The sequence below is a fragment of the Halorussus vallis genome (assembly GCF_024138165.1).
Lineage (GTDB): Archaea > Halobacteriota > Halobacteria > Halobacteriales > Haladaptataceae > Halorussus > Halorussus vallis.
Window position 1 is genome coordinate 2,617,574 of the sequence record NZ_CP100000.1, and the last position, 25,432, is coordinate 2,643,005.

General features: G+C 68.2%; 25 protein-coding genes. 13 read left to right on the forward strand and 12 right to left on the reverse strand.

The features are described from left to right. Positions 1-48: 48 nt before the first annotated feature. Together metX and NGM07_RS13240 are read right to left on the reverse strand one after the other, a co-directional pair. Positions 49-1,248 (reverse strand): homoserine O-acetyltransferase MetX, encoded by a 1,200-nt coding sequence (gene metX, locus NGM07_RS13235; protein WP_253512292.1) that lies wholly within the window; start codon positions 1,246-1,248, stop codon positions 49-51. Continuing rightward, the gene (locus NGM07_RS13240; protein ID WP_253512294.1) at positions 1,245-2,579 is read right to left on the reverse strand and encodes an O-acetylhomoserine aminocarboxypropyltransferase/cysteine synthase family protein; all 1,335 of its coding nucleotides are present in this window, start codon (positions 2,577-2,579) and stop codon (positions 1,245-1,247) included. Before NGM07_RS13240 ends, metX begins: the two co-directional genes overlap by 4 nt. A 105-nt stretch (positions 2,580-2,684) precedes the next feature. Here NGM07_RS13240 and NGM07_RS13245 point away from each other — a divergent pair, with 105 nt between their 5' ends. Beyond that, positions 2,685-3,758 (forward strand): family 43 glycosylhydrolase, encoded by a 1,074-nt coding sequence (locus NGM07_RS13245; protein ID WP_253512297.1) that lies wholly within the window; start codon positions 2,685-2,687, stop codon positions 3,756-3,758. 33 nt (positions 3,759-3,791) lie between these two features. On the opposite strand, the gene NGM07_RS13250 is transcribed toward NGM07_RS13245, so the two are convergent. After that, on the reverse strand, positions 3,792-3,995 hold the full coding sequence (locus NGM07_RS13250) for a hypothetical protein (protein ID WP_253512300.1): 204 nt from the start codon (positions 3,993-3,995) through the stop codon (positions 3,792-3,794). Positions 3,996-4,157: 162 nt separating this feature from the next. On the opposite strand from NGM07_RS13250, the gene NGM07_RS13255 reads away from it, so the two are divergent. The 4 genes from NGM07_RS13255 to NGM07_RS13270 all read left to right on the forward strand — a co-directional run bounded on the left by NGM07_RS13255 (position 4,158) and on the right by NGM07_RS13270 (position 7,281). Beyond that, entirely contained in the window at positions 4,158-4,475 is a 318-nt protein-coding gene (locus tag NGM07_RS13255) for a hypothetical protein (RefSeq protein WP_253512302.1), read from the forward strand. Between the two features lie 88 nt (positions 4,476-4,563). After that, positions 4,564-5,628: a S66 family peptidase gene (locus tag NGM07_RS13260; protein WP_253512304.1), complete on the forward strand. Its 1,065-nt coding sequence runs from the start codon at positions 4,564-4,566 to the stop codon at positions 5,626-5,628. Between the two features lie 53 nt (positions 5,629-5,681). Further along, complete coding sequence (locus NGM07_RS13265; RefSeq protein WP_253512306.1) at positions 5,682-6,926, forward strand: MFS transporter; 1,245 nt, start codon at positions 5,682-5,684, stop codon at positions 6,924-6,926. A gap of 52 nt (positions 6,927-6,978) precedes the next feature. Continuing rightward, positions 6,979-7,281: a hypothetical protein gene (locus NGM07_RS13270; RefSeq protein ID WP_253512307.1), complete on the forward strand. Its 303-nt coding sequence runs from the start codon at positions 6,979-6,981 to the stop codon at positions 7,279-7,281. A 56-nt stretch (positions 7,282-7,337) separates the two neighbouring features. Here NGM07_RS13270 and NGM07_RS13275 read toward each other — a convergent pair whose 3' ends face one another. Continuing rightward, positions 7,338-8,507, reverse strand: coding sequence for a pyridoxal-phosphate-dependent aminotransferase family protein (locus NGM07_RS13275; RefSeq protein ID WP_253512309.1), 1,170 nt, complete (start codon positions 8,505-8,507; stop codon positions 7,338-7,340). 188 nt (positions 8,508-8,695) lie between these two features. Here NGM07_RS13275 and NGM07_RS13280 point away from each other — a divergent pair, with 188 nt between their 5' ends. Beyond that, on the forward strand, positions 8,696-8,932 hold the full coding sequence (locus NGM07_RS13280; protein ID WP_253512311.1) for a DUF8593 domain-containing protein: 237 nt from the start codon (positions 8,696-8,698) through the stop codon (positions 8,930-8,932). Between the two features lie 25 nt (positions 8,933-8,957). On the opposite strand, the gene NGM07_RS13285 is transcribed toward NGM07_RS13280, so the two are convergent. Continuing rightward, entirely contained in the window at positions 8,958-9,863 is a 906-nt protein-coding gene (locus NGM07_RS13285) for a hypothetical protein (RefSeq protein ID WP_253512313.1), read from the reverse strand. Positions 9,864-9,987: 124 nt separating this feature from the next. On the opposite strand from NGM07_RS13285, the gene ligA reads away from it, so the two are divergent. Continuing rightward, complete coding sequence (gene ligA / locus NGM07_RS13290) at positions 9,988-12,066, forward strand: NAD-dependent DNA ligase LigA (RefSeq protein ID WP_253512315.1); 2,079 nt, start codon at positions 9,988-9,990, stop codon at positions 12,064-12,066. Between the two features lie 26 nt (positions 12,067-12,092). Here ligA and NGM07_RS13295 read toward each other — a convergent pair whose 3' ends face one another. The 3 genes from NGM07_RS13295 to NGM07_RS13305 all read right to left on the reverse strand — a co-directional run bounded on the left by NGM07_RS13295 (position 12,093) and on the right by NGM07_RS13305 (position 14,319). After that, on the reverse strand, positions 12,093-12,971 hold the full coding sequence (locus NGM07_RS13295; protein ID WP_253512318.1) for an ABC transporter permease: 879 nt from the start codon (positions 12,969-12,971) through the stop codon (positions 12,093-12,095). Next, positions 12,968-13,894 carry an ABC transporter ATP-binding protein gene (locus NGM07_RS13300; protein WP_253512321.1) on the reverse strand — a complete coding sequence of 309 codons (927 nt, stop codon included), beginning with the start codon at positions 13,892-13,894 and terminating at the stop codon, positions 12,968-12,970. The genes NGM07_RS13295 and NGM07_RS13300 overlap by 4 nt, the downstream gene beginning before the upstream one ends. Before the next feature lie 149 nt (positions 13,895-14,043). Then, positions 14,044-14,319 (reverse strand): DUF7967 family protein, encoded by a 276-nt coding sequence (locus NGM07_RS13305; protein ID WP_253512323.1) that lies wholly within the window; start codon positions 14,317-14,319, stop codon positions 14,044-14,046. A gap of 500 nt (positions 14,320-14,819) precedes the next feature. On the opposite strand from NGM07_RS13305, the gene NGM07_RS13310 reads away from it, so the two are divergent. Further along, positions 14,820-15,434, forward strand: coding sequence for a hypothetical protein (locus tag NGM07_RS13310; RefSeq protein WP_253512326.1), 615 nt, complete (start codon positions 14,820-14,822; stop codon positions 15,432-15,434). Positions 15,435-15,443: 9 nt separating this feature from the next. After that, positions 15,444-17,315 (forward strand): excinuclease ABC subunit C, encoded by a 1,872-nt coding sequence (locus tag NGM07_RS13315; protein WP_253512329.1) that lies wholly within the window; start codon positions 15,444-15,446, stop codon positions 17,313-17,315. Here the strand turns inward: NGM07_RS13315 and NGM07_RS13320 are convergent. Further along, complete coding sequence (locus tag NGM07_RS13320) at positions 17,306-17,638, reverse strand: hypothetical protein (RefSeq protein WP_253512332.1); 333 nt, start codon at positions 17,636-17,638, stop codon at positions 17,306-17,308. The genes NGM07_RS13315 and NGM07_RS13320 overlap by 10 nt on opposite strands. Before the next feature lie 123 nt (positions 17,639-17,761). On the opposite strand from NGM07_RS13320, the gene NGM07_RS13325 reads away from it, so the two are divergent. The 3 genes from NGM07_RS13325 to NGM07_RS13335 all read left to right on the forward strand — a co-directional run bounded on the left by NGM07_RS13325 (position 17,762) and on the right by NGM07_RS13335 (position 20,446). Further along, a complete protein-coding gene (locus NGM07_RS13325; RefSeq protein ID WP_253512335.1) occupies positions 17,762-18,619 on the forward strand; it encodes a VOC family protein in 858 nt (285 codons plus the stop codon). Positions 18,620-18,697: 78 nt separating this feature from the next. Then, positions 18,698-19,843: an SPFH domain-containing protein gene (locus tag NGM07_RS13330; RefSeq protein WP_253512338.1), complete on the forward strand. Its 1,146-nt coding sequence runs from the start codon at positions 18,698-18,700 to the stop codon at positions 19,841-19,843. A 171-nt stretch (positions 19,844-20,014) separates the two neighbouring features. Continuing rightward, on the forward strand, positions 20,015-20,446 hold the full coding sequence (locus tag NGM07_RS13335; RefSeq protein WP_253512340.1) for a hypothetical protein: 432 nt from the start codon (positions 20,015-20,017) through the stop codon (positions 20,444-20,446). Between the two features lie 51 nt (positions 20,447-20,497). Here NGM07_RS13335 and NGM07_RS13340 read toward each other — a convergent pair whose 3' ends face one another. Continuing rightward, entirely contained in the window at positions 20,498-20,881 is a 384-nt protein-coding gene (locus tag NGM07_RS13340; protein WP_253512342.1) for a VOC family protein, read from the reverse strand. Positions 20,882-21,034: 153 nt separating this feature from the next. Here NGM07_RS13340 and NGM07_RS13345 point away from each other — a divergent pair, with 153 nt between their 5' ends. Then, positions 21,035-21,628 (forward strand): hypothetical protein, encoded by a 594-nt coding sequence (locus NGM07_RS13345; RefSeq protein ID WP_253512345.1) that lies wholly within the window; start codon positions 21,035-21,037, stop codon positions 21,626-21,628. Positions 21,629-21,631: 3 nt separating this feature from the next. Here the strand turns inward: NGM07_RS13345 and uvrB are convergent, their stop codons facing one another. Both uvrB and NGM07_RS13355 read right to left on the reverse strand, forming a co-directional pair. Beyond that, entirely contained in the window at positions 21,632-23,692 is a 2,061-nt protein-coding gene (gene uvrB, locus NGM07_RS13350) for an excinuclease ABC subunit UvrB (protein WP_253512348.1), read from the reverse strand. Positions 23,693-24,332: 640 nt separating this feature from the next. Continuing rightward, positions 24,333-25,403: a DUF7972 family membrane protein gene (locus NGM07_RS13355; protein WP_253512351.1), complete on the reverse strand. Its 1,071-nt coding sequence runs from the start codon at positions 25,401-25,403 to the stop codon at positions 24,333-24,335. Between the last annotated feature and the right edge of the window lie 29 nt (positions 25,404-25,432).

Sequence of the window (25,432 nt, forward strand, 5' to 3'; positions counted from 1 at the left end):
TCCGCCGAGCATCACGCGTCCGCCCACGACCCTCTCACGCCCGGCGAATCAGTCGCCGAACAGGCTGGCGTGGACCGGCGCGAACTGGCGTTCCTCGGCGTCGCTGACCGCCCGGCCCTCGACGCCCGCCTCGAGGAAGTCGCGGATGGGCGGGCCGACCTCCTCGGGTTCGACCAGGAAGGCGTCGTGGCCGTGGTCGCTCTCGACGACGTGGTGGGCGGTGTCGACGCCCGCCGTCTCGAAGGCGGCCGCGAGGCGCTCGGCCTGCTCGACGGTGAAGTGCCAGTCGCCCGTGAAGCTCAGCACCAGCGCCTCGCCCGAGAAGCCGGAGAGCGCGTCGGCGTCCGAGTCGTAGCCCGACGAGAGGTCGTAGTCGTCCATCGCCCGGGTGAGGTAGAGGTAGCTGTTGGCGTCGAAGCGCTCGACGAACTTCTCGGCCTGGTAGTCGAGGTACGACTCGACCTCGCGGTAGGGGAAGTACTCGCCGGCGGGGTCGCCCGGGGCGAACCCGTCCGAGACGACCATCCCGGCCGACCGCCGGCCGAACTTCTGGGCCATCGAGTCCTTCGAGAGGTAGGTGACGTGGCCGAGTTGGCGCGCGACCGCCAGCCCCTCGTCGGGGTCGGGGCGGTCCTCGCCGTAGTAGTCGCCGCCGTTCCAGTTCTGGTCGGTGGTGATGGCCCGCCGGGCGATGGACTCGATGGCGAGAATCTGGGAGTCGAGGCGGGCGGCGGTCGCCACGGGGACGAGGCGGTCGACCCGTTCGGGGTAGCGCTTGCCCCACTCCAGGACGTTCATCCCGCCGACGCTCCCGCCGACCACCGCCTTGAGCGGCCCGATGCCGAGGTGGTCGAGCAGGCGGGCCTGCGCCCGGGTCCAGTCGCCGACCGTCACGGCCGGGAAGTCGGTGCCGTAGGGTTCGCCCGTCTCGGGGTCGACGCTCGCGGGACCGGTCGTCCCGTAGCAAGAACCGGGGACGTTGGCGCAGACGACGTGGTACTCGCGGGTGTCGATGGCCTTTCCGGGGCCGACCACGTCGCCCCACCACGCCCGTGCCTGTCCGTCGGTCCCGTTCTCGCCGCGGTGGGCGCCCGTGACGTGCTGGCTCCCGGTCAGGGCGTGACAGGCCAGCACCGCGTTGTCGCCGTCGTACTCGCCGTAGGTTTCGTAGGCGACTTCGAGGGGAAGGGTGCGGCCGCACTCGAACTCGAACTCGCCGAGGTCGGCGGTTTCTCGCGCTCGGGTCATGTCGCCTCCGGGGACGCTTCTGTCTCCGCAGTCGCGCGCTCGATGGCCCGCTCGAAGTCCGCCAGCAGGTCGGCGGGGTCCTCGATGCCGACCGACAGGCGCACGAGGTCGGGCGAGACGCCCGCGGCGCGCTGTTCCTCGGGGGATAACTGGGCGTGGGTCGTGCTCGCGGGGTGGATGACGAGCGTCTTGGCGTCGCCGATGTTGGCCAGGAAACTGGCGAGTTCGACGCTCTCGCAGAAGCGCTTGCCGCCCTCGTAGCCGTTCTCCAGGCCGAAGGCGATCATGCCGCCGTACCCCCCGTCGAGGTACTCGCTGGCGTTGTCGTGGGTCCGGTGGCTCTCCAGTCCCGGATACTTCACCCAGGCGACGTCGTCGTGGTCGTCGAGGTACTCGGCGACCACGGCGGCGTTTTCGCAGTGGCGCTCCATCCGGAGCGGGAACGATTCGAGGCCCTGGAGGGTCTGCCACGCGTCGAAGGGCGCCTGCTGGTTGCCGAGGCTCCGGAGCGCGCGGAACCGGACCGCGGCCGCCAGCGGCGCGTCGGCGAAGTCCCGCGAGAAGTCGGTGTCGTGGTAGGCGGGGTTGACGCCCGCGAGTTCGGGGTAGTCGTCGGCGCGGGCCTCCCAGTCGAAGTCGCCGCCGTCGACGAGCACGCCGCCGACGGTGGTGCCAGAGCCGTGGAGCCACTTGGTCGTCGACTCCCAGACGACGTCGGCGCCGCGTTTGAGCGGGCGACAGAGCGCGGGCGTCGCGAAGGTGTTGTCGACGACGAGCGGCGCGCCGGCGTCGTGGGCGATGTCGGCCACGTGTTCGAGGTCGGGCGTCACCAGCGAGGGGTTGCCGACCGTCTCGACGTGGACGTAGGCGGTGTCCGAATCCACCGCGTCCTCGTAGGCGTCGTAGTCGAGCGTGTCGACGAATCGGGCCTCGACGCCGCGCTTGCTCGCGGTCTTCGAGAGGTAAGCGGTCGTCCCGCCGTAGGTGTCGGTCGAGCAGACGACGTTGTTCCGCTCGCCGGTCAGCACGAGCGTCAGCGAGTCGAGCGCGGCCATGCCGGCGGAGGTCGCGACGGCGGCGGCGCCGCCCTCCAGGGAGGCGAGGCGTTCTTCGAGGGCGCGCGTCGTCGGGTTCGAGATGCGCGAGTAGATGTCGCCCTCGGCTTCGAGCGCGTAGAGGTCGGCGGCGTGGTCGGCGTCCTCGAACTCGTAGGAGGTCGTCTGGTAGAGCGGCGGCGCGCGCGCCCCCGTCGCGGCATCGGCCCCGTGGCCCGCGTGGAGGCTCCTGGTATCGAAGCGCGGCTCGTCGCTGGAGTCCTCGCCGTTAGTCATGTGCTACAATCATATTCTCGGAGAAGGTTATAACCGTCAGTTACGGTAATGTTTGCGAACCCCCTCGGGCGGTGGGCTTTTCCCGCTGGTCGGCGAACGCCCGGCGTGAATCGGCGCACGTTCCTCGCGGGCGTCGGCGCGGCGACGCTCGGAGTGCAGACCGCCACGGACGCGCTCGCCGCTCGGGACCGCGCCAACTGGCGCGGTCCCGGACGGGGAAGAGAGCAGGACCGCCAGCGCGCGACCTACCGCAATCCAGTCTATGCACACGTCTTTCCGGACCCCGACGTGCTCCGCGTCGACGGCACCTACTACGCTTACGGAACCTACCACCCGTGGGGGCGAAAGCCCAAGCGCCAGTTGATTCCGATTCTGCGCTCGCCGAACCTCGTCGACTGGGAACCCGTCGGGCCGGCGTTCGAGTCCGTGCCCGCGTGGTCGGAGTACGAGGGCCTCTGGGCGCCGGGGGTCGGCCGACTCGGCGGTCGAACCCTGCTGTACTACTCCGACTCGGAGTTCGGCGCGGATAACCCGGGAATCGGCGTCGCCGCCGCGCCCGACCCGACCGGCCCGTTCGAACCGCGCGGCGGTCTGTTCCGGAGCGAGCGAATCGGCGTCCCCAACTCTATCGACCCGATGTTGTTCACGAGGGAGGGAACGCCGTTCCTCTTCTGGGGGAGCCACCGCGGCCTCTACGGGATTCGACTCGCCGAGGACGGCCTCTCGACCGCGGGCGGGAAGTTCCAGATAGCGGGCGAGGGCGTCGAGGCGCCCTACGTCATCCGGCGCGGCGACTTCTACTACCTGTTCGGCTCGCGGGGGACCTGCTGTCGCGGCGCCGAGAGCACCTACCACGTCGTCGTCGGGCGCTCGCGGTCGCTCCGGGGACCGTACCGCAACCGCGCCGGTGAGCGACTCACGCTCGCCGACGTGACCGGGACGACGATTCTCCGGTCGGGCGAGCGGTTCGTCGGGCCGGGCCACTGCGCAGTCGTCCGCGACGAGAACGGCGGGTGGTGGATGCTGTACCACGCCTACGTCCGGGGGAACGCGTGGATCGGCGAAACCCCCAGACGAGTCCTCATGCTCGACCGGATTCGCTGGCAAGACGGCTGGCCCGTGGTCGGAGAGAACGGAACCCCGAGCGCGCGGGGTCGGGTGCCGCCAGTTCGGGGCTGAGCGAGGGTTTCCACCTCGTGGGGCGACGCGTCATCAGGTGAAGGTGCGGAAGACCGCCAGGAAGAGGAGGAGGCAGAACCCGCCGACCATGACGACCACGAGGGCGACGCCGCTGAGTGCGAACAGCGACCCGCCGAGGACGTCGACGAGTTCGAGCGCGAGTAACGCGACCAGCAGGTAGGTGACGCGGTCGAGTTTGGCGGCGAGGGCGTCGGCGTTCGGCGCAGTTCCGGACATGATTGATAGCCGCGAGCGAGAGACGAAAAATACTTTCATCGAGTGTCGGAACCCGTCCCCATGACCCGGCGCGCCCTAGCGTGTGTTCTCGCCCTCCTCTTGCTGGTGACTCCCGGCTGTTTCGGGCCCGGGCCGTTCGAGGAACCGCGGTCGGTTTACAGAGTGTGCGGCGCCGCCGTCGTCGACGCCCCCGAGAACGCGACCGTCGTCGACGCCTCGGACCGTCGAATCCGGGACGTCGAGTCGATTCGGCGGGCCGTCGACTGGGCGATAGCCGACGCCAGCGAGACGGAGTCGGGACCGATGCGGTGCGTGTCGGTGAACGAGAGCGAGTACGACGCCGCACGACGGCACCTCCGGACGACGCCGCTCTATCACGGCGACCCCCACGAGGAGTGGGGATTCAACGCCACCGGACTGTACGTCGCGGCGAACGGGACGGTGGTTCGAGTCGAACTCTCCGAGTCGGCGCTCGGTTAGGTCGCGGGGGAACGTCGAACCGCCACCGGGTGCGACCCCTCGACGCACCTCCGTAACACGTAGGTACTCCGACAGACAACTCCCGACGATGAGCGAATTCGTCGTCCCGCCAGCCCTGGAGCGCGGCGACCGCGTCGCGGTCGTCGCGCCCGCCGGCGGCAGCGCCGCGCGGTACCCGCACGTCTACGAACTCGGACTCGAACGCCTCCGCGAGATCTTCGACCTCGAACCCGTCGAGTTCCCGACCGCGACGAAGGACGACGAGTACCTCTACGACCACCCCGAGGCGCGCGCCCGGGACGTGATGGACGCCTTCGCCGACCCGGACATCGCGGGCGTCGTGTCGACCATCGGTGGCTGGGACCAGGTTCGGATTCTGAAGCACCTCGACCCCGAGGTGCTCGTGGAGAACCCCACGCGGTTCTACGGCATCAGCGACAACACCAACCTCGCGCTCTCCCTCTGGAACCTCGGCGTCGTCTCGTTCTACGGCGGGACCGTGATGACCGACCTCGCCATACAGGGCGAGATGCACGACTACACCGTCGAGCACCTCGAACGCGCGTTCTTCGCCGACGACCTCGGCGCGTTCGGTGAGTTGCGGCCCGCCGAGCGGTTCACCGACCACGACCTCGACTGGGAGGACCCCGACAACCTCGACCGTACTCGCGAGATGGAGTCCAATTCCGGGTGGACCTGGCGCGGGGCCGAGACGGCCGTCTCGGGCCGAACGTGGGGCGGGTGTCTGGAGACGCTCGACATGCAACTTCGGACAGGCCGGTACCTCCCCGCGCCCGAGGACCTCGACGGGCGGGTCCTCCTGCTCGAAACGTCCGAGGAACTCCCCGACGCGATGCACGTCCGCGAGATTCTGGTCGGGATGGGCGAGCGCGGCCTGCTGGAGCGGTTCGCGGGCGTGCTCGTCGGCCGGGCGAAGGCCCGGAACCTCTTCGAGGACCCCGGCCCCGAGGGTCGCCGGGCGTACCGCGAGCGCCAGCGCGAGGCGATAGCCGAGGTGCTCGCGGAGTACAACCCGGACGCGCCGGTCGTCTTCGACCTCGACTTCGGTCACACCGCGCCGACCGTGCCGGTGCCGGTCGGCGGACGCGTCGAAATCGACCCCGCGAGCGAGACGGTCGCGTTCGGGGAGTGAGCGCGTTCCAGCGTCTATAAGGGCCGGCCGTCCCAACGTCCGATACTTACACCGTGAGTTCCCCCCGACGCGATAGACGCCTCCTCGCCGCGGTCGTGTTCGCCGTCCTCCTCGCCCAGGTCCTCCTCTACCCCGGCGTCCCCGACCTCGTGGCGGCGGTCGGCGCGACCACGACCCTCGACGCGAGCATGTGGTTCCTCGCCGCGGAGTTCGCGGCGTTCGTGGCCTTCGCGGGCGTCTGGGGCGCGCTGAGCGACGTCACGGGGCGGCGCGTCCCGTACATCGTCGCGGGCGCCGTCGGCGGGTCGGCGGGCTACTTCGCGCTCGCGCTCCTGCCCGCGGCGCTCTCGCTGTCGTTCGCGGAGGTGCTGGCGGTCCGCGTCCTCCAGGGTGCGACCACCATCGGCGCGTTCTCGCTGTCGATGACGATGCTGATGGACCTCGAAGGCGGGCACGGCCGCAACATGGGCGCGGCCGGCATCGCCATCGGCCTCGGCACCGCCGTCGGCGCGCCGCTGGGCGGTCGGCTCTACGGTTTCGGCCCGCTCGTTCCGCTGTACGTCGCGGGTGGCCTGCTGCTCTGTGCGGCGGCGCTCGCGCTCCTCGTCGGCCGGCACGCGCCGCCGGCCGACTCCGCCACAGCGGAGTCGGCCGACGACTCGACCGGCGCGACTCCGGGTCGCATCGCGGAGGCGCTCTCCGTGCTGGCCGACCGGCCGACACTGGGCGTCCCGTACGTCTTCGGGTTCATCGACCGGTTCACGGCGGGGTTCTTCGCGCTCGTCGGCACCGTCTACTTCCGCCAGGAGTTCGGCCTCGACGCCGCGACGACCGGCATCCTGCTGGGTCTGTTCTTCGTCCCCTTCGCCCTGCTCCAGTACCCCTTCGGCGTCCTCTCGGACCGCATCGGCCGGACCAAACCCATCGTCGCGGGGTCGGCGGTGTACGGCCTTGCGGTGGTGGGCGTCGGCCTCGCGCCGACGGTCGCGACCGCCGGCGCGGCGATGGTCGGCGTCGGTGTCGTCGGCGCGCTGATGGCCCCGGCGACGATGGCGCTCGTGACCGACCTGGCGACCGACGCCGACCGCGGCACCGCGATGGCCGGGTTCAACGTCTTCGGGAGCCTCGGCTTCCTCGCCGGCATCGTCGTCGGCGGCACCGTCGCCGACGAGGTCGGCTTCCTCGCGGCGTTCCTCGTCGCGGGCGCGCTCGAAACCGCCATCGCGCTGGTGTCGATTCCGGCGTTCCTCAAGTTCGACCTCGGAGAGCGGGGCGAGGGCGCGGCGTTCGGTCGGTAGCGTTCGCCGATACCCGTATCAGTCTCGGCGTCGACGACCCTAGCCGTTCCGGATGTCACAGATTTCACGAAATCACGAAACCACGACAGAAACCGCGGTCACGGTCGTGCGGTGGGCGGCGATGGCGCTCGCGACGTACGCGGTGATGGGGGTCGTCTACTCGGTGCTGGTGCTGGCCTCCGCCGGCGGGCCGTTACTCTCGGAGTCGCGTTGGGAGGTGATGACGGCGTTCCTCCTCCCGGCGTTCTACGCCAACCCCACGCGGGCGCTGGTCGTCCCGGGAATCGCGGCGGTCGCGTTCGTCGTCTCGGCGGTTGCGGTGGTACTCGCCGCCCGGGCTATCGAGTCGCTCTGAAACGAAATCGGGCGACGCCGAAAAAGCGGAAACGGAAACGGAACCGGGACCAGTCGCTACCGCAGGATATCGCGGGCCGCGTCGACGCCCGCTTCCGCGTTCACGTCGGCGCCAACCGCCTCGAAGGCCTCGCCGATGGTGCGCACGCCGCGCAGAATCTGCTCGCTGGAGAGGCCGCCCATGTTGCTCACGCGGAAGATCTCGCCGCCGAGGTGAGCCTGCCCGCCGCTGATGGAGACGCCGCGCTCCGTCACGGCGTCGAAGAAGGCGTCGGGGTTCTCGCGCACGTCGGCGGGCAGCGAGATGGCCGTCAGCGTGTTCGAGAACTCCGTGGCCTCGTTACGCTCGGGGAAACTCTCCAGTCCCATCGCGCGGAAGGCCTCGCGGAACGCCTTCGACTGCTCGCGGTGGCGCTCGATGCGCTCGGGCATCCCCTCCTCGGCGATGTCCTCGACCGCGACCGCGAGGCCCCGGAAGAGCGGGACCGCGCTCGTAAAGGGCGTCTGGTGGGACTCGGCCTTCCGGAGGTGCCAGTCGAGGTCCTCGTAGAAGGGCGCGGCGTCGCCGTCGAACTGCTCCTGGGCGGCCTCGGTGGCGTACATCGCGGAGGTGCCCGGCGGCGCGGCCAGGCACTTCTGAGCGTCGGTGACTGCCACGTCGACGTTCCAGTCGTCGACGCGGAACTCGTCGCCGCCGATGGAGGTCACGCCGTCGACGACGAAGGTGGCGTCATGCTCGGCGGCGATTTCGCCGACCTCCTCGACGGGGTTCAGCAGGCCCGTGGAGGTTTCGTTGTGGACCATCGTCACCACGTCGGTGTCGTCGTCGACCGCCTCGGCGACTTCGTCGAGGTCGAGGGACTGCCCCCACGTCGCATCGACGGCGTCGACCGAGGCGTACCGGTCGGCGATTCGCTTGAATCGCCGGCCGAACTTCCCGTTGACGAGCGCGACGACGTCTCCGCCGTCGCCGACGAGGTTGGCGACCGCGGCCTCCATCGCCATCGTCGCGGTGCCGTTGAAGATGAGACTGGTGCCGTCGCTCGCGGTCGAAGACCCGTCGAGCGTCGACTCGGTGAAGACGTAGTCGAGCGCGTCCTGCGCCCGCTCGTAGACGGCCTCGAACTCCGCGGAACGGTGCGAGACCATCGGTTCGCTCATCGCCTGTCGCACCTCGCGCGTGACGGGGACCGGACCCGGATTCAAGAGGAGAAAGTCCTCGCGCATGGCTCAAACGTTCACGGCCGACGGCTTAAAGTCGCGGGTGCTCGCAAATGCCGCCAATTTCGCCGGAATTGCGGCGGAGCGATACGCGTGCGGCGGCCCGCCGGAACGCGCCACCGCCGGCGGAGATGTGAGACGCCTGCCAAGCGGCCATAGCTCTGATGTGTGCATTCGTTGTATTTCCGACGCCTATGGTAGAATTCAGTGACAGCGACGAGGGCAAGCCCGTGAAGATGGACGGAGAGAAGGTCGGCATGATCAAGACGGTCGAGCACGGCACCGCCTACGTCGACCCGGACGCCGGCATCACCGACAAGATAAAGGCGAAACTCGACTGGGGCGAGCGAGACGAGGACACCTACCCGCTTCAGGAGCGGGCCGTCGACACCATCACGGACGACGAGATTCGCCTGCGGAGCAACCTGTAAGGTCCCGCCGGCCCGACTCCACGTCTCACGCGCTCGCTTCTTCTTCGAGCAGTTCCGAGAGGCCGTCGAGGTGGTCGAGTCCCACGACCGCGACCACGTCGCCGTCCCGGCGGAGCGACCGGATGCGGTCGGCCATGCACTCCTCGCGGGTCGCGTCCCGGAGTTCGACCGGCCGCGGCGGGTCGAACGCCCGGAGCAGCGACAGCGACCGGTCTGCCTGTCGGCGCTCGTCGCGGGCCTGCACCTCGGGCGGGTCGGTGCGGTCGCAGTCGTGTTCGACCGGCGAGTCCACCTCGACCCGGAGGCCGGTCCGGTCGCCGAGGACGGCCACGGCCCGGCACGCCAGCGCGTGGCGGGTCACCGAGGCAGTGCCCGACAGCACCCGGCGGAGCGTCCCGGCCGAAACCGCCTCGCGCCGGCAGTTCCGGACGAGGCGGGCGAGAAAGCCCCGGCGGGGCGCGTCGACGCCGACCACGTCGGCGTCGCACTCGCGGGCGGCCTGGGCGGCGGCGCTCATCTCCCCGCCGAACGCGGGCGGCGTCCGGGCGTCCTCGGCGTAGTTCAGGTACAGCGGAAGCGCGAGCGGCGGGATTTCGAGCGCCACGGCGGCGGGTTCCCGGTCGCTGACGACCTCGCGGGCGCGGTAGACGCTCGCGGGGTGGTCGTGGACCGCCCCGACCAGCGTCACGTCGTGGTCGTCGCCGGTTCCGGGGACGGTGAGCGTGTACTCGGCGTTCAGTCGGGGGTCGGCCGCCGCCTCGTCGGCCGCCCGTTCGTCACCGCGCGGGGTTCGGCGTCGGTGCTCGGTTCGCGCGAGGCGGTCGGTCCGCCGGGCGCGGCCGATTCGTCGGGGGAGAGCGATTCGGTCGGGGAGTCGCGGTCGTTCGGCGAGTCGGTCAGGGAGGGCATCGAACCTGAGGGTCGGTATCACGCACCCCTCTTGGGCGTTCCGGTTCCGGGACGGTCGCCGGGTCCCGGTTTTGTGGCGACCGTCCGGCAGTCCCGGGCCGACCGCGAAGCCGAACTTTTTACCCGAGAACCGACAAGAGGGGGTAATGTCAGCGGCGAGCACGGACGAGAACCCCTACGTCGAGGAGCCGCCGACCGACTTCGCGCCGGTCGACGAACTGTCGGAGGTCGAGGCCGCCGAGCAGGCCGGCCTGCTCCGGGAGGCGATTCGGTACCACGACCACCGCTACTACGTCGAGAACGACCCAGTGATCGCCGACCGGACCTACGACGCGCTGTTCTCGCGGTTGCAGGACCTGGAGGAGAGCTTCGACGTCTGGACCGAGGACAGTCCGACCCGGCGGGTCGGCGGCGAACCCCTCGACGAACTGGAGACGGTCGAGCACGTCGCCCCGATGCTCTCCATCGACTCGTCAGGCGAGGCCGAGGACGTCCGGGAGTTCGCCCGGAGGATGGAGCGAGAGGCCGGCGACGGCGTCGCCTACGTCTGCGAACCCAAGTTCGACGGCCTCTCGCTGGAGGTCGTCTACGAGGACGGCGAGTACGTCCGGGCGGCGACCCGCGGCGACGGCTACGAGGGTGACGACGTGACCGAGAACGTCCGGACTATCCCGACCGTGCCCCACCGACTCCGCGGCGACTACCCCGACTTTCTGGCGGTCCGGGGCGAGGTCCACATGCCCGAGAGCGACTTCCAGACGCACAACCGCGAGCGCGTCGAACGCGGCGAGGACCCCTTCGCCAACCCCCGGAACGCCGCCGCCGGCACCCTGCGCCAACTCGACCCCTCGGTGACCGCCGAGCGACCGCTGGACGTGTTCTTCTTCGACGTACTCGACTCCTCCCGGGAGTTCGAATCTCACTGGGAGCAACACGAGACGCTTCCCGACTGGGGGCTGAAGGTCAACGACCGGGTCGAACGGGTCACGGACGTCGAGGACGCCATCGACTACCGCGACCGCCTGATGGAAGACCGCCCGGACCTCGACTACGAGATCGACGGCGTGGTCATCAAGGTCGACGACCTCGCGACCTGTGAGCGACTCGGCGCGACCGAGCGCCACTACCGGTGGGCGTTCGCCTACAAGTTCCCGGCGCGCTCGGAGGTCACGACCATCACCGACATCGCGGTCCAGGTCGGCCGGACGGGACGGCTCACCCCGGTCGCGCTGCTCGAACCGGTCGACGTCGGCGGGGTCACCGTCTCGCGGGCCAGCCTCCACAACCCCGAGGAGATCGCCGAGTTGGACGTGAACGTCGGCGACGAGGTGAAGGTCGAGCGCGCGGGCGACGTGATTCCGTACGTCGCCGACGTGGTCGAGAAACGCGGCGAGGGCCACTACGAGTTCCCCGACCGCTGTCCGGTCTGCGACAGCGCGGTGGAGTTCGACGGCCCCATCGCCTACTGCACCGGGGGACTGGCGTGCCCCGCCCAACTCCGGCGCGCGGTCGCGTACTACGCCAGCGACGACGGACTCGACCTCGACGGATTGGGCGGCGAGCGCGTCGAACAGCTCATCGACGCCGGACTCGTCGAGGACAGCATCGCGGACCTCTACGACGTGGAGAAGGACGACCTGCTCGAACTCGAAGGCTGGGGCGAGACGAGCGCGGAGAACCTGCTGGCGGAACTGGACGAGTCCAAGCACCCGCGCCTCGGCGACTTCCTCTCGGCGCTGGGCGTCCCGCGGGTCGGGCCGGCGACCGCCGACGACCTCGCCCGCGAGTTCGGGAGCCTGGACGCCGTGATGGACGCCGACCGCGAGGAACTCGAAGGCGTCTCCGGAATCGGCCCGAAGGTGGCCGCCCAGATTCGGGACTTCTTCGACTCCGAGCAGAACCGCCGGGTGGTCGAGCGCCTGCGCGCGGCGGGCGTCGACCCCGAAGTCGAGGCGGTCGAGGGCGGCGACGAACTCGCGGAGCTGACCTTCGTGTTCACCGGGTCGCTCGACGCCTACACCCGCGGAGAGGCCCAGAACCTCGTCGAAGACCACGGCGCGAACGCGACGACGAGCATCTCGGGCAACACCGACTACCTCGTGGTCGGCGAGGGCGCCGGGACGACGAAACTGGAGCAGGCCGACGAGGAGGGCGTCGAGCGACTGGACGAGGAGGAGTTCGAGGAACTGCTGGCGGAAAACGAAGTCGACGTCGAAAACGAGTAGCGAGAGCGCGTTCGAAGCCCGGCGATTCAGAGGTCCTCGTCCTTGAACACCCAGTACCCCACGGCGACCGGCACCAGCAGCCACAGCAGGAACTGCGCGACCACGACCGGGTCCGAGAGGTAGAACGGCACGTCGCCCAACCGCTGGGTGATGATCTGCTTCTCCATCCGTCCGGCGCCGTACAGCCGAGCGTCCAGTACGCTACCCGTGTAGAGGCGCGCCAGCAGCGTCTCGTACGCCCGGACCGGGTTGAAGTACTTGATGAACAGCCCGTACTTCACGAGAGTCATCGTGTCGAGGCCGAGCGAGAGCTGGTCGTTGAACAAGCTGAGGATGCGCCGAACCTGGGTCCAGAGCATCGTGAACAGCACGTAGAGGCCGACCGTGCCGAGCATCGCGCGGCGGTTGGTCGAGGTCGCGGCCGAAACCGCGACCGCGATGGAGACGAAGACGACGCCCAGCAGCACCGTCAACACGACGAACGCGAGGTAGTTGAGTATCTTCACGCCCACGCCGTAGGCCGCCAGCACGACGAGCGCGAGGACGAGTCCGGACAGTATCGACACCGCGACGACCGCGCTCCGGCCGACGGTCTTGCCGACGATGGCGTCCTTCCGGGAGTGGGGCAGCGACAGCAGTAGCTTGATGGTGCCCGACTCGCGCTCGCCGACGACCGAACTGTAGGAGGCGACCGTCGCCACCAGCGGGATGACCAGCGCGATGACGAACTGGCCCAGCGTCCGGACGAACGCGTCGGTGGTGAGCGACCCGTCGTTCGGGACGTTCGACCCGATGAAGTACGCGCTCCCGACGAACAGGCCGAGGAAGATGGCCGCCATCCCCCAGAGCCACTTCGAGCGCACGGCGTCCTGGAAGTCCTTCCGGGCGACCGCCTGCCAGGTCATGCTCGCACCTCCTCGGTTTCGCCGTCGGTGGTGTAGGCCATGAAGAGGTCCTCCAGGCTCGCCTCCTCGGTTTCGAAGTCCTCGACGGTCGCGCCCGACTCCTCCAGCGTGGAGATGACGCGGGTCTTGGCGTCGCCCTCGCAGGTGACCCGGAGGATATCGCCCTCGCGCGCCACCTCCGAGACGCCCGACAGCGCGCTGACGGACGCGACCGCCTCGTCGGTGAGCGAGTCGACGGTCACGCGGAGCACGGTGTCGCCGCCCGCGGCCTCGCGCAGGCCCTCGATGGAGTCCTCGGCGACCAGTTCGCCGTCGCGCATGATGCCCACGCGGTCGCAGACCGCCTCGACCTGCCCCAGGATGTGGCTGGAGAAGAAGACGGTCGCACCCCGGTCGGCCTCCGCCTGGACGATCTCGCGCATCTGGCGCGCGCCCTGGGGGTCCAGTCCCGTCGAGGGTTCGTCGAGGATGAGCATGTCCGGTTCGCCGACCAGCGCCATCCCGAGGACGAGTCGCTGGGCCATCCCCTTCGAGTAGCCGCCGGCCTTGCGGTCGCCGTCGCCCGCCAGGCCCACGCGGTCGAGGATGGCGTCGGGGTCGTCTTCGACCTCCTTGGATTCGATGGCGAATTCGAGGTGCTGGCGTCCCGTGAGTCGGTCGTACACCGAGAAGCCCTCGGGGAGCACGCCGAGGCGCTCGCGCACCGCGACGCTCTCGCGGTGGGCGTCATTGCCCAGCACGCGCACGTCGCCGTCGGTCGGCCGGACGAAGTCCAGGATCATGTTGATGGTCGTGGACTTGCCCGCGCCGTTCGGCCCGAGGAAGCCGAACACTTCGCCTTCCTCGACCGTGAACGAGAGGTCGCGGACGGCGACGACGTCGCCGTACCGCTTGGTCACCCCGTCGAGTTCTATCGCGGTCATTGTCGGCGGTTTTGCGGCACCCAGGGTAAAGCTTTGTCCTTATCGTGTCGACGGCCGGACGAAAAACGGGGGTTGCGAAGTCGTCGATTTCGCCGTTCAGCCGGCCGCTCCGGCCTCTCGACCGACGGACGCCGCCTCGGCCGGACCGCTCACACCGCGTCGTCCGGGTCGTTCTGCTCGGCCATCCGGGCCGCCTCCGTCGCGTACCGCTCGCGCGTCTCGTCGTCCTCGGTCGGCTTCAGTCGCTCCGGGTCGGCGTCGATGGCGGCGGTCACCTCGCTGTCGCCGCGGCGCACGATGGCGGCCGCCCGCTCCTGCTGGAGGTAGCGCTCGCCGTCGGGCGTCGCGTACACCAGCACCACGAGGTCGCGGTCGGTGTAGGTGCGCTCGACAAGCCAGAGTCGCACGTCGTCGTCTCCGTCCATACCGTCACGTCGGGCGTCGCGGTGTTGAATCCACGGGGTTCGGCGTCGGGGGAGAATCGGATTCGACCCGGCGCGATTTCGGGTTCGAGAAGTGAAACCCTGGACTTCGCATTTCCGACCTTTTTCGCCTTCCGGGCGCGGCCGCGAGCGTGCTCGCGGCCGCGCCCGGAGCCATGGAACCCCCTTCGAGGTCGTTCGTTTCCGCACAAAAGTCGGGTTTCGTAGCGGGCCGGGAGAATTCGCCTCGGTTTTCTCGGTTTTACCCTGGTTTCGACTCATTGTTTTCGGCGTGAGTCGAGATACCGAATCCCGCGACGAGTGCTGAACTATACCATTCGGCGATGAAGGGTTCCGTTTCGTGACACTGCCAGTAGCGTTAAGATGTACAGGGCCGTACCTGGGTGACGAATGAGTCTACGTGGGTGGCAGGTACGAACGGGGAACAGCGTAGGAACACGGGACCGAAACCGCCTTCCGGGCGGTCGGTTTCACGCGTAACGATGAGCCAGTCCCCGCTGTCTCAGGCGACCGACGACCGTCTGGCGAACATGCTGTTCCAGGGCGAGGAGGTCGAAGAGGAGTTCACCGCCGACGGCGCGCGCGTCGCGGTGACGACCCACCGCGTCCTGGTGTTCACCCCCGACGGTGACGCCAACGGCCGCCGCTTCGACCACGCCGACCGCCCGAACGTCGTCGACGCAACCGTCCGAACCAGCGGCCGCGAGTCCTACGTCGGGTGGGGCGCTCGCGTCGCGGTGTACGGCGTGGTGTTGCTCGGCGGCGGCTTCCTCCTGAAGAGCAGCGGCATCGTCGAGCAGTTCGGCAGCGTCGACCCGCCGGAGTCCGCTCCCGCGGGCGGCATCGTCCAGTTCGTCGACGTCCTCCCGCACGCGCTGGCCGCGATGACCGACGTCTTCCTCCTGCTGGGCGGCCTGCTGTTGCTGGGCGCCGCCGGCCTGCTGGCGCTGTACTTCGGGTCGCGCTCGCGCGAACTGGTCATCGAGCGCTCGGGCCGCGACCCCATCCGAGTCCCCATCCGGGACGACGACGGCGAGCGAATCGCCCGACGGCTCCGCACGGTCGTAGGGACAGCTTCAAAGCCGAGCGGCGACTAACCTCGGTCGATGGATGGGGACGCGGTCCGGGCGCGCGCGGCCGAATTGCCGCGCGAACCCGGCGTCTATCAGTTCCAAGATGGAGAGACGGTCCTCTACGTCGGCAAGGCCGTCGAGCTACGCGACCGGGTGCGGTCGTACGCCGACCCGCGGGGCAGGCGCATCCGGCGGATGGTCGAGCGCGCCGACCGCATCGACTACTCGGTCACCGACACCGAAACCCAGGCGCTACTCCTCGAAGCGAACCTCATCAAGCGGTTCCAGCCGCGGTACAACGTCCGGCTGAAGGACGACAAGTCCTACCCCCTCGTGGAACTCACCGACCACGAGTTCCCCCGCATCGAGGTCACCCGCGACCCCGACCCGGAGGCCAGCGCCACCCGCGGCACCGACGGCCCGCGGGTGTTCGGCCCGTTCACGAAGAAGACCCGGGTCGAGACGGTCGTGAAGGCCCTGCGGGAAACCTACGGCGTCCGGGGCTGTTCGGACCACAAGTTCGCCAACCGCGACCGGCCCTGCCTCGACTACGACATCGGACTCTGCACCGCGCCCTGCACCGGCGAAATCGGCCGAGAGGGCTATCTGGCGGACGTGGAGTCGGTCGTTCGGTTCTTCGAGGGCGAAACCGGCGTGCTCGCCGACCCACTCCGCCGGGAGATGGAGCGGGCCGCCCAGGGCCAGGAGTTCGAGCGCGCGGCGAACCTCCGGGACAAACTCGAAGCCGTCGAGAACTTCCACGGCGGCGCGGGCGAGGCGGTCGCCAGCCAGCGCGACGAGCGCTCCGTCGACGTGCTCGGCGTCGCGCTCGAAGGCGAGTCGGCGACGGTCGCACGCCTCCACAGCGAGGCCGGTCAACTGGTCGAGCGCGAACGGCACGCCGTCTCGATACCCGATGCGGACGAGACGAGCGAGGCCGACGCCGACGAGGCGAGCGCTGGCGCTCGCGACGAGGAAGCCCGACCCGGGGCCGTCCTCGCGGCGTTCGTCCCGCAGTACTACGCCGAGCGCCGGTTGCCCGACGCCCTCCTGCTCTCGGAGCGCCCCGACGACCGGGACGTGCTCGACTGGCTCGAACGCGAGGGCGTGGCGGTCCGAGTGCCCGGCGCGGGCCGCGAGGCGACCCTCGTGGACCTCGCGCTCAAGAACGCCCGCCGGGGGTCGAGCCAACCCGACGCCCTCGCGGCGCTCCGCGACGAACTGAACTTGAGCCGGGTGCCCAAGCGCATCGAGGGGTTCGACGTGAGCCACGCCCAGGGTACCGCCGCGGTCGGGAGCGACGTCACCTTCGTCGACGGGTCGGCCGAGAAGTCCGACTACCGCCGGAAGAAGCTCCGGGACGAGAACGACGACTACGCCAACATGTACGACCTCGTGCGGTGGCGCGCCGACCGCGCCGTCGAGGGTCGCGACGACCGGCCGGACCCCGACCTCCTGCTCATCGACGGCGGCGAGGGCCAACTCGGCGCGGCCCGCGACGCGCTCACCGACGCCAGGTGGGACGTGCCCGCAATCGCGCTCGCGAAGGCGGAGGAACTGGTCGTGACGCCCGACGGCAGTCCCGCGAGCGAAGCGAGGGGGAGTTCGTCGCGAGCGAAGCGAAGCTACGTAACGTACGACTGGCCCAACGACGCGGCCCACCTCCACGTCCTCCAGCGGGTCCGCGACGAGGCCCACCGCTTCGCTGTCCAGTACCACCAGACGCTTCGGGACGACGTCTCGACCGAACTCGACAACGTGCCCGGCATCGGACCCCAGACCCGCCGAAAACTCCTCCGGCGCTTCGGGAGCGTCGAGGGCATCCGGAAGGCCTCGCCGACCGAGTTGCGGGCGGTCGAGGGCGTCGGGGAGAAGACGGCCGAGACGCTGGCGACTCAGCTCTGAGCGCTCTCGCTCATCGTTTCTCGCGCTCGCCCGGTCCACGCCAGCAGCACCGCGACCGCGAGCAACAGCGCGAACCCAAGCAGAACCTCGGCCTGGAGGAGTCCGACCACGGCCAGGCCCGCGGTGGCGACGCCCGCGAGGCGGTAGCGGTCGTACCAGATGCCGAGCGCCGCGACCAGCGCGAACGACAGCGGCAGCAAGTAGATGAGCGGCCCTGCTCCGCCGAATCCACCCTGGGTGTGGGTGTAGACGCCGATGAACAGGAACAGCATCACGACGGCGACCGAGAATCCCCGGGCCATTGCGACGCGAACGTTCGACATGCCTCACAGTTGTCCGGCCGTCGGTATAACAGTGGTTGTGCCGCGATGACGTCGATGTAACCTGGTTGTCTCGGGGTTCGCGAAGGTATATCCACGCGACGCACCAACGTGCGGTGTGAGAACATGACTTCACCACCGGACGCGGGCCCGTTGCCGAAGGAAACCCGCATCGGGCGGAGCGCGCTCCGAGTCTCGGACGTCGCGGAGGCGACCGAGTTCTATCGGGACGTGGTCGGACTCGGCGTTCTCCGCCGCGCCGAGACGACGGCGGTGCTCGGCGTCGAGGAGACGCCGCTCCTCGTGCTGGAGGGCGACGAGGACGCGCCGCAGCGACGTCGCGAGGGGACGGGACTCTATCACAACGCGTTCAGGCTGCCGTCGCGCGCGGCGCTCGGCGACGCGCTGGGCCGGATACGCGACCGCTGGAGACTCGGCGGCGCTTCCGACCACGGCGTCAGCGAAGCGCTGTACCTCACCGACCCGGAGGGCAACGGCGTCGAGATATACCGCGACTTCCCGCGCGAGGAGTGGCCGGTGGCCGACGACGACCGCGTTCGGATGACGACGACGCCGCTCGACCTCGACGCCGTCGAAGGCGCCGCCGCGGGCAACCAGCGGGTGCCGCCGGGTACCGATATCGGTCACGTCCACCTCGAAGTGTCCTCGTTGGAGGCGTTCCGGCGCTTCTACGTCGAGGTCCTCGGGTTCGAGATTCAGGCCGACGCGCCCGGCGCGCTGTTCGTGTCGGCGGGCGGCTATCACCACCACGTGGGGGCGAACACCTGGAACCACCGGACCGAACCGGTCGGCGGACGGGGTCTGTCGTGGTTCGAAGTGGTCGTCCCGGACGCGGACGCGCTCGATTCGGTTCGCGAACGGTTCGCCGACCGGGGGATTCCCGTCGCGGCGACGGACGAGGGTATCGCCGTCGACGACGAAGACGGTATCGAGGCTCGACTTCGCGCCGGGTCGCCGGAGTAGCCGTCGGACCGGTCGAGCGCTTCTGCTATCTCGTCACGAAGGTGAACTGTTAAGCCGCTCGGGGCGAGTGTAACTCGCATGGACAGTCCCTTCTACCTCCTGGGACGGCTCACCTCCGGCTTCGACCTCTCGAAGGTCGTCGCCGGCGCCGTCTTGGTCGGTATCCTCCTCTTCGCCCTCCCGCAACTCGACCCCATCGCGGTGGTCGGCGTGCTCGTCGTCGCACTCGCGCTGGCGGTGCTCGCCAGCGCCGTCGAGATCGTCGGTCCCTACGAGAAGCGCGCGCTGACGGTGTTCGGCGAGTACAGGGAACTGCTCGGGCCGGGGCTGAACGTCGTGGTCCCGCTGGTCAGCCAGACTCACACCTTCGACATGCGGACTCAGGTGCTCAACGTGCCCGAACAGGAGGCCATCACGCGCGACAACTCGCCGGTCGTCGCCGACGCGGTGGTGTTCATCCGCGTGATGGACGCCGAGAAGGCGTACCTCGAGGTCGAAAACTACAAGCGCGCCGTCTCGAACCTCGCCCAGACCAGTCTCCGGGCGGTGATAGGCGACATGGACCTCGACGCGACGCTCTCCCGCCAGGACGAGATCAACGCCCGCATCAGCGAGGAACTCGACGAAGCCACCGACAAGTGGGGCGTCAGGGTCGAGGCCGTCGAGGTCCAGAAGGTGATGCCCACGCCGACCGTCGTGGACGCGATGGAGCAACAGACCTCCGCCGAGCGCCGCCGCCGCGCGATGATTCTGGAAGCGCAGGGCGAGCGCCGGAGCGCCGTCGAAACCGCCCAGGGTGACAAGCAGTCGAACGTGATTCGCGCCCAGGGCGAGAAGCAGGCACAGGTGCTCGAGGCGCAGGGCGACGCCGTCTCGACGGTCTTGCGGGCCAAATCCGCCGAGTCGATGGGCGAGCGCGCCGTCGTCGACAAGGGGATGGAGACCCTGGCGTCCATCGGCCAGGGCGAATCCACGACGTTCGTCCTGCCCCAGGAACTGTCCTCGCTGGTCGGCCGCTACGGCAAGCACCTCACCGGTAGCGACGTGCAGACCGACGGGGAGACGCTGGAGAGCCTGAAGTTCGACGCCGAAACCCAGGAGCTACTCGGACTGGACGACCTCGACGAGCTGCTCGCGGGCATGGACGACGGCGGGATTGTGGCCGACGGCGAGGAGGAACTCGACGTGGAGCGCGAGGAACTGCGGGACGCCGAGACGGAGTGACGCCGTCTCGGCGTCGAGCGCTCCGCCCGAGGCCCCCGGCGCGAACCGAGGCCGACCCAGACGCGAACTCCGGAACGAGAGCGCGAACGGCCCGAGCGGGACGACGGAACCGACGAGAGCGCCGCCTCCGGCGGCCGCCAGCCATTTTCTGCCGACCGTCGTACTGCCTCCATGTCCGACCAGAAGCGCATCGCGGTCGACTTCGACAAGACGCTGACCGAGGGCGAGAAGAGCTACGTCAACGAGGAACCCGAGAACCCCGACGAGGAGATGGTCCAGTGGGTCAACGAGAAGTACGCGGAGGACCACACCGTCATCATCTGGACCGCCCGGCCCTGGGAGGCGGCCCAGGACACCGTCGCGCGACTCACCGAGTGGGGCGTCGACTGGCACGGCATCCGGATGGAGAAGGGCAACGCCGACATGTACGTCGACGACAAGGGGACGACGCCCTCTTCGGAACTGGAGCAGGACGGCTACGACGGCGACGGCGAACTCGACGAGAGCGAAACCGAGGGCGACGGCACCGACCCCGAACACGGGGACGTGCAGGAGGCGGAGGGAGACGATGCCGAGAGCGGCGCCGAAGAGGGCGAGGCGTAACGGTCGAAAGCGGTTCGAAGTCGTTCGAGGCGTCGTGTGGCCGACGCCGAACTACGAGTGAGGCGGGTTTCGGTCGTTCTTCTGGCACGCCATCAGTTGATTCCCGTCCGGGTCCTCGAAGGTGACGAAGGTGACGCTCCCGACGTCTTCGGGCCCCATGACGACCGGGACGTCGAGGTCTACGAGAAAGTCCCGCGTCGCTTCTGCGTCGTCGGTCCAGAAGAAATACAGCGGCTGCGAGGAGTTCTCGACCGGTCGGTTGGCGTCGAGAACCAGCCCCGTCTCGCCCGCCATCTCGACGTCGTAGATGGTCCCCTCGTGAGCGGTGTCCTCCGCGGGCAGGCCGAACAGTTCGCTGTACCACTCGACCGAGCGCTCCATGTCCGACACGGGGACGAACACGTTTCCGATTCGATTCCGAAGTGGACTTTCCATCGAGTCGAAGTCCGAAGAACGGCGACATAACCGTTCAGCGCGCGCCGAAAGTGTTCGCCGTACGGACCACAACCGACGCCGTGAGGTTCCTGATTCTCTTGGGTATTGAAACCGAGCGAACGATTCAAGCGGAACGGGTGGCAGGTAAGAGTCATGTCTACGAGTAAAACTGCAAAGGAACATTCTGAGGAGGCAGAAGTCGACTTACTGAGTCAAAGAACCGTCCCGAACAAGACCTACTGGTCAAAGATTGCAGCGGGAAGTTTCGATAGACTCTCCGTTTTCCTCGTCCTGAGTGCGTTCCTTGTACCAATTATCCTCGCCGCTCTTTGGGGAACTATCGGGAATCACCTTCCTTTTCTCAAGGCTGGTCCCTACCGTGGAAACCTGATTGCGTTCTCCATCGCCTCCCTTTCTGCGGTCTTCACGCTACTTTCGATTAGAGAAAAGAAACGCGACCGTGAAGCGAGTGTCGGACCAACATTGTTCGTCGCCAAGCGGGGCGACGAATACGGAATCGTGAACTTGGGTGCCGGTCCAGCCCACGAACTCACGGTGCAAGTGGCCGACGAACACGTCGACGATTGGGAGCACCACTCATCGGTCGAGACTGACAAAATCCTCCGTGTAGGAGACGATTTCCTCTCACTCGATACCGAGGACGAACCGAGGGAGGTTCGGATGGTGTACCGAACCAACCTCGGAAACAAGGAACGTCCCATAATCCGGGAAATCACCGCGGAGTAGCCGTCAGAACTCGCCTTTCGGCTCCGGTACGCCGCCTTCGACCTCCACGTCCACGTCGAACTCCTCGCGGAGTTCCCGGATGCGGTCGCGGATGTCGGCGGCCAGTTCGAACTCCAGGTTGCTCGCGGCCTCGTTCATCCGGTCTTCTAGGTCCTCGATGCGCCGGGCGGCCTCGTCGTCGGTTTCGGGTTCGCCGTCGGTCACGCCGGAGGTGTCGGTCTTGGACCCCGGCAGGTTGGCGTCCGAAACCTCCTTCTCGATGGTCGTGGCTTCGAAGCCGTGCTCCTCGTTGAACTGCTGTTGAATCTTCCGGCGGCGCTGGGTTTCGTCGATGGCGGCCTCCATCGCGTCGGTCATCTGGTCGGCGTACAGCACCACCTCGCCGTTGACGTTCCGGGCGGCCCGGCCCATCGTCTGGACCAGCGAGGTTTCCGAGCGCAGGAAGCCCTGCTGGTCGGCGTCGAGGATGGCCACGAGCGACACTTCGGGGATGTCCAGACCCTCCCGGAGGAGGTTGATGCCCACCAGCACGTCGAACTCGCCCAGGCGCAGGCCCCGGACGAGTTCGTGGCGTTCGAGGGTGTCGGTCTCGTCGTGCATGTACTCGACCGCGACGCCGGCCTCCTCGAGGTACTCGGTGAGGTCCTCGGCCATGCGCTTGGTGAGCGTCGTCACGAGCACGCGCTCGTCGTTCTCGGTTCGCTTGCTGATGCGGTCCATCAGGTCGTCGATCTGGCCCTGCGCGTCGGTGACCTCGACCTTCGGGTCGACGAGGTGGGTCGGCCGAACGATTTGCTCGACGATCTGCTCGCTCTGTTCCTGCTCGTAGTCGGCGGGGGTCGCCGAGACGTACAGCGTCCGGTCGGTCTTCTCCTCGAACTCCTCGAAGGTGAGCGGGCGGTTGTCGTACGCCGTGGGGAGTCGGAAGCCGTTCTCGACCAGGCTGTCCTTGCGGGACTTGTCGCCCGCGAACTGGCCCTTGATCTGCGGGACGGTCTGGTGGGACTCGTCGATGACCGTGAGGAAGTCGTCGGGGAAGTAGTCGAGCAGGGTGTACGGCGCGTCGCCGACCTCCCTGTCGGAGAGGTACACCGAGTAGTTCTCGATGCCCGAACAGTAGCCGGCCTCGCGCATCATCTCTAGGTCGAAGGTGGTCCGCTCCTCGATGCGCTGGGCCGCCACGAGGTCGTTGTTCCGCTCGAAGTATCGGATGCGGTCGTCGAGGTCGTCCTTGATCTCGGCGATGGCGTCCTCCATGGTCTTCTCGGGGATGGAGTAGTGCTCCGCCGGGTGGACCAGCACCGCGGGTTCCTGGGAGACGACTTCGCCCTCCAGGGGGTCGACCTTCATCATGCGGTCGACCTCCTCGCCCCACAGTTCGACCCGTACCGCGTACCGGCCGTACATCGGGAAGATTTCGACCGTGTCGCCCCGCACGCGGAAGGTACCCTGCGTGAAGTCGACGTCGTTGCGCTCGTAGTTGAGGTCCACCAGTCGGGCGAGCAGTTCGTCCCGGCCGATGTCGTCGCCGACCTCCAGGCGGAGGCTCATCTCCTCGTAGTTCCGCGGGTCACCGAGGCCGTAGATCGCGGAAACCGACGCGACCACGATGACGTCGTCGCGGGTGAGCAGCGACCGGGTCGCGGAGTGGCGCAGGCGGTCGATCTCGTCGTTGATGGACGCGTCCTTCTCGATGTACTTGTCCGTCTGCTCGACGTACGCCTCCGGTTGGTAGTAGTCGTAGTAGGAGACGAAGTACTCGACGGCGTTGTCCGGAAAGAGGTTGCGGAACTCCTCGTACAATTGGGCGGCGAGGGTCTTGTTGTGGGCGATGACCAGCGTGGGCATCTCTATCTCCTCGACCACCCACGAGACGGTGTTGGTCTTGCCCGACCCCGTCACGCCCAGCAGGGTCTGTTTGTCCATTCCAGACCGGAACCCTTCGGCCAACTGCTCGATGGCCTCGGGCTGGTCGCCCGCGGGGTCGAAGGGCGCGTCGACCCGGAAGTCGCTTTCGGCGTCGGGTTGGTCGGGCGAGAGGGGACCGGAGTCGGCGTCGCTCATACTGGAACACGGTAAGCATCGGAGCTACTTGAGACGGTCGCTTGGGAACAAGAGGGGAGTGAAAGTGGTCGTGTCTTTCGGTCGTTCGGGGCTACCGAGGAGGGACCTTTCGGACGAAGCATCCTGCTCGTACTCCGCAATCGAATGGTGTCTTTGCGAGTCGGGCGTCCTGCTCGCACTCCGCAGAGACGTGTTCTTTCCTCAATCGAAGCGTCCTGCTCGTAGTCTATGGTTGATGGTGTTTATGCGGTGAAGCGTCCTGCTCGCACGATGCAAATGAGTAACCGCAACCACATCCTCCCCAACCGACTCCTTCGTGCCCTGCGGGCACTCAGTCGTCCCTCGCGCGGTCGCACCCTGCCGGGTGCGACTTCGCGCGCCGGGGAACCGGTGAAAATAGCGCGAGGTAGTGTTTTCGAATTGGCGTGCGCTGGCAGAGTGCAGTGGCGGTTTGCAGGGCGCGAAGCGCCCGCACCAGTTCTCCGAAGATGCGAACGAGATGACCGCGCGCTGCGCGGTCATCTCGTTCGCGTGCCCTTTTTTGGTCCAGATTTTTTCGAGGAGTGGTTGCCGGACAGACCTCCGGCCTGTCCGGCGACCCGACGAAGAAAAAAGGTGGGAACGAAAGGTGGGGGTCGGGTTAGGTGCTCCAGTCGGTGTCGGCGCGCTGTTCCTCCTCCGGGGTGAACGGCCCGAACACGACCGTCCGGCGCGAAACCGTCGCCAGTCGGAGCGCGTAGGAGAACAGCACCGCGACGGGCGAGAGCGTGACCGCCGTGAGGAGTGAAATCGCGACCACCGACGGGAGGAACGACACCGTCAGCGCCCAGGCGTTCTTGTACGCCAGCAGGACCACGCTGGCGGTGACGATGGCGACCGACCCGACGTAGACGATGCGCCGCGAGAGCTGGGCGAGTTCGCGCTGGAGGTACAGCGTCTTGAAGTACTGGCGAGCGGTGTCTATCTGCTTCAGGAGTTCGCGCATCTCCTCCAGCAGTTCGTTCGCGCGGTCGGAGAACTGGTCGCCGTAGATGGTCTGGAACCGCCGGGTCGTGTAGAACTGCCAGGAGTCGTCGTAGTTGAGGATGGTGAGCAGGCCGTCCATCTCGAACGGCTGGGCTTCGAGGTCGTCGGCCACGTCGTTGGTCTGGTCGCGCACGGTGGCGACGTAGTCGGCGATCTCGTTCCGGAGTCGGTCGTCGTCCGGGGTCGCCTCCTCGCCCAACTCGGCCGCGCGACCGTGGAGCGCCCGGAAGAGCACGCGCGTGAAGCCCGCGGGCTGGGAGGGCGAGATGACCGAGTCCGTCGTGTCCTCGATCCGCTCGCGGAACTCGATGCGTTCGTTGAGTCGGTCGTAGAGGTCGTCCGGCGAGCCGAACTGCCGCGAGAGCATCAACTGGTTGATGGTGAGGACGATGGTGACCAGCGAGAGCAGACCGTTGACGAGGCCGTTGAACAGCCACCGCATCCGCTTGGCGTTGAGGTTCGGTTCCAGCACCACGAGGCTCACCGTGAGCGCCACGACCATCCCCGCGAGGATGACTCCCGAGACGGCGAACCGGTTGCCCCGCAGGAGCATCCACCGGACGAATCGCCCCCCGCGAATCCACTCGATGAGGCTCGCTTCCGACCGGTCGGCCTTCGACGGGTCGGGGTCCTCGCCCGACGTGGTCGACGTCCCCGACGGTCCGTCGCGCTGTGATGAACCCATCCGTCCGGAACGTCTACGAGTGCAGACAA

Coding starts and splice junctions, on each gene's coding strand:
- NGM07_RS13335 (WP_253512340.1), top strand. CDS start 20,015: ATGTCCGACCAGAAGCGCATCGCGGTCGACTTCGACAAGACGCTGACC.
- NGM07_RS13280 (WP_253512311.1), top strand. CDS start 8,696: ATGGTAGAATTCAGTGACAGCGACGAGGGCAAGCCCGTGAAGATGGAC.
- NGM07_RS13315 (WP_253512329.1), top strand. CDS start 15,444: ATGGATGGGGACGCGGTCCGGGCGCGCGCGGCCGAATTGCCGCGCGAA.
- NGM07_RS13345 (WP_253512345.1), top strand. CDS start 21,035: ATGTCTACGAGTAAAACTGCAAAGGAACATTCTGAGGAGGCAGAAGTC.
- NGM07_RS13310 (WP_253512326.1), top strand. CDS start 14,820: ATGAGCCAGTCCCCGCTGTCTCAGGCGACCGACGACCGTCTGGCGAAC.
- metX (WP_253512292.1), bottom strand. CDS start 1,248: ATGACCCGAGCGCGAGAAACCGCCGACCTCGGCGAGTTCGAGTTCGAG.
- NGM07_RS13305 (WP_253512323.1), bottom strand. CDS start 14,319: ATGGACGGAGACGACGACGTGCGACTCTGGCTTGTCGAGCGCACCTAC.
- NGM07_RS13320 (WP_253512332.1), bottom strand. CDS start 17,638: ATGTCGAACGTTCGCGTCGCAATGGCCCGGGGATTCTCGGTCGCCGTC.
- NGM07_RS13275 (WP_253512309.1), bottom strand. CDS start 8,507: ATGCGCGAGGACTTTCTCCTCTTGAATCCGGGTCCGGTCCCCGTCACG.
- NGM07_RS13260 (WP_253512304.1), top strand. CDS start 4,564: ATGAGCGAATTCGTCGTCCCGCCAGCCCTGGAGCGCGGCGACCGCGTC.
- NGM07_RS13355 (WP_253512351.1), bottom strand. CDS start 25,403: ATGGGTTCATCACAGCGCGACGGACCGTCGGGGACGTCGACCACGTCG.
- NGM07_RS13300 (WP_253512321.1), bottom strand. CDS start 13,894: ATGACCGCGATAGAACTCGACGGGGTGACCAAGCGGTACGGCGACGTC.
- NGM07_RS13295 (WP_253512318.1), bottom strand. CDS start 12,971: ATGACCTGGCAGGCGGTCGCCCGGAAGGACTTCCAGGACGCCGTGCGC.
- NGM07_RS13340 (WP_253512342.1), bottom strand. CDS start 20,881: ATGGAAAGTCCACTTCGGAATCGAATCGGAAACGTGTTCGTCCCCGTG.
- uvrB (WP_253512348.1), bottom strand. CDS start 23,692: ATGAGCGACGCCGACTCCGGTCCCCTCTCGCCCGACCAACCCGACGCC.
- NGM07_RS13270 (WP_253512307.1), top strand. CDS start 6,979: ATGTCACAGATTTCACGAAATCACGAAACCACGACAGAAACCGCGGTC.
- ligA (WP_253512315.1), top strand. CDS start 9,988: ATGTCAGCGGCGAGCACGGACGAGAACCCCTACGTCGAGGAGCCGCCG.
- NGM07_RS13330 (WP_253512338.1), top strand. CDS start 18,698: ATGGACAGTCCCTTCTACCTCCTGGGACGGCTCACCTCCGGCTTCGAC.
- NGM07_RS13250 (WP_253512300.1), bottom strand. CDS start 3,995: ATGTCCGGAACTGCGCCGAACGCCGACGCCCTCGCCGCCAAACTCGAC.
- NGM07_RS13325 (WP_253512335.1), top strand. CDS start 17,762: ATGACTTCACCACCGGACGCGGGCCCGTTGCCGAAGGAAACCCGCATC.
- NGM07_RS13240 (WP_253512294.1), bottom strand. CDS start 2,579: ATGACTAACGGCGAGGACTCCAGCGACGAGCCGCGCTTCGATACCAGG.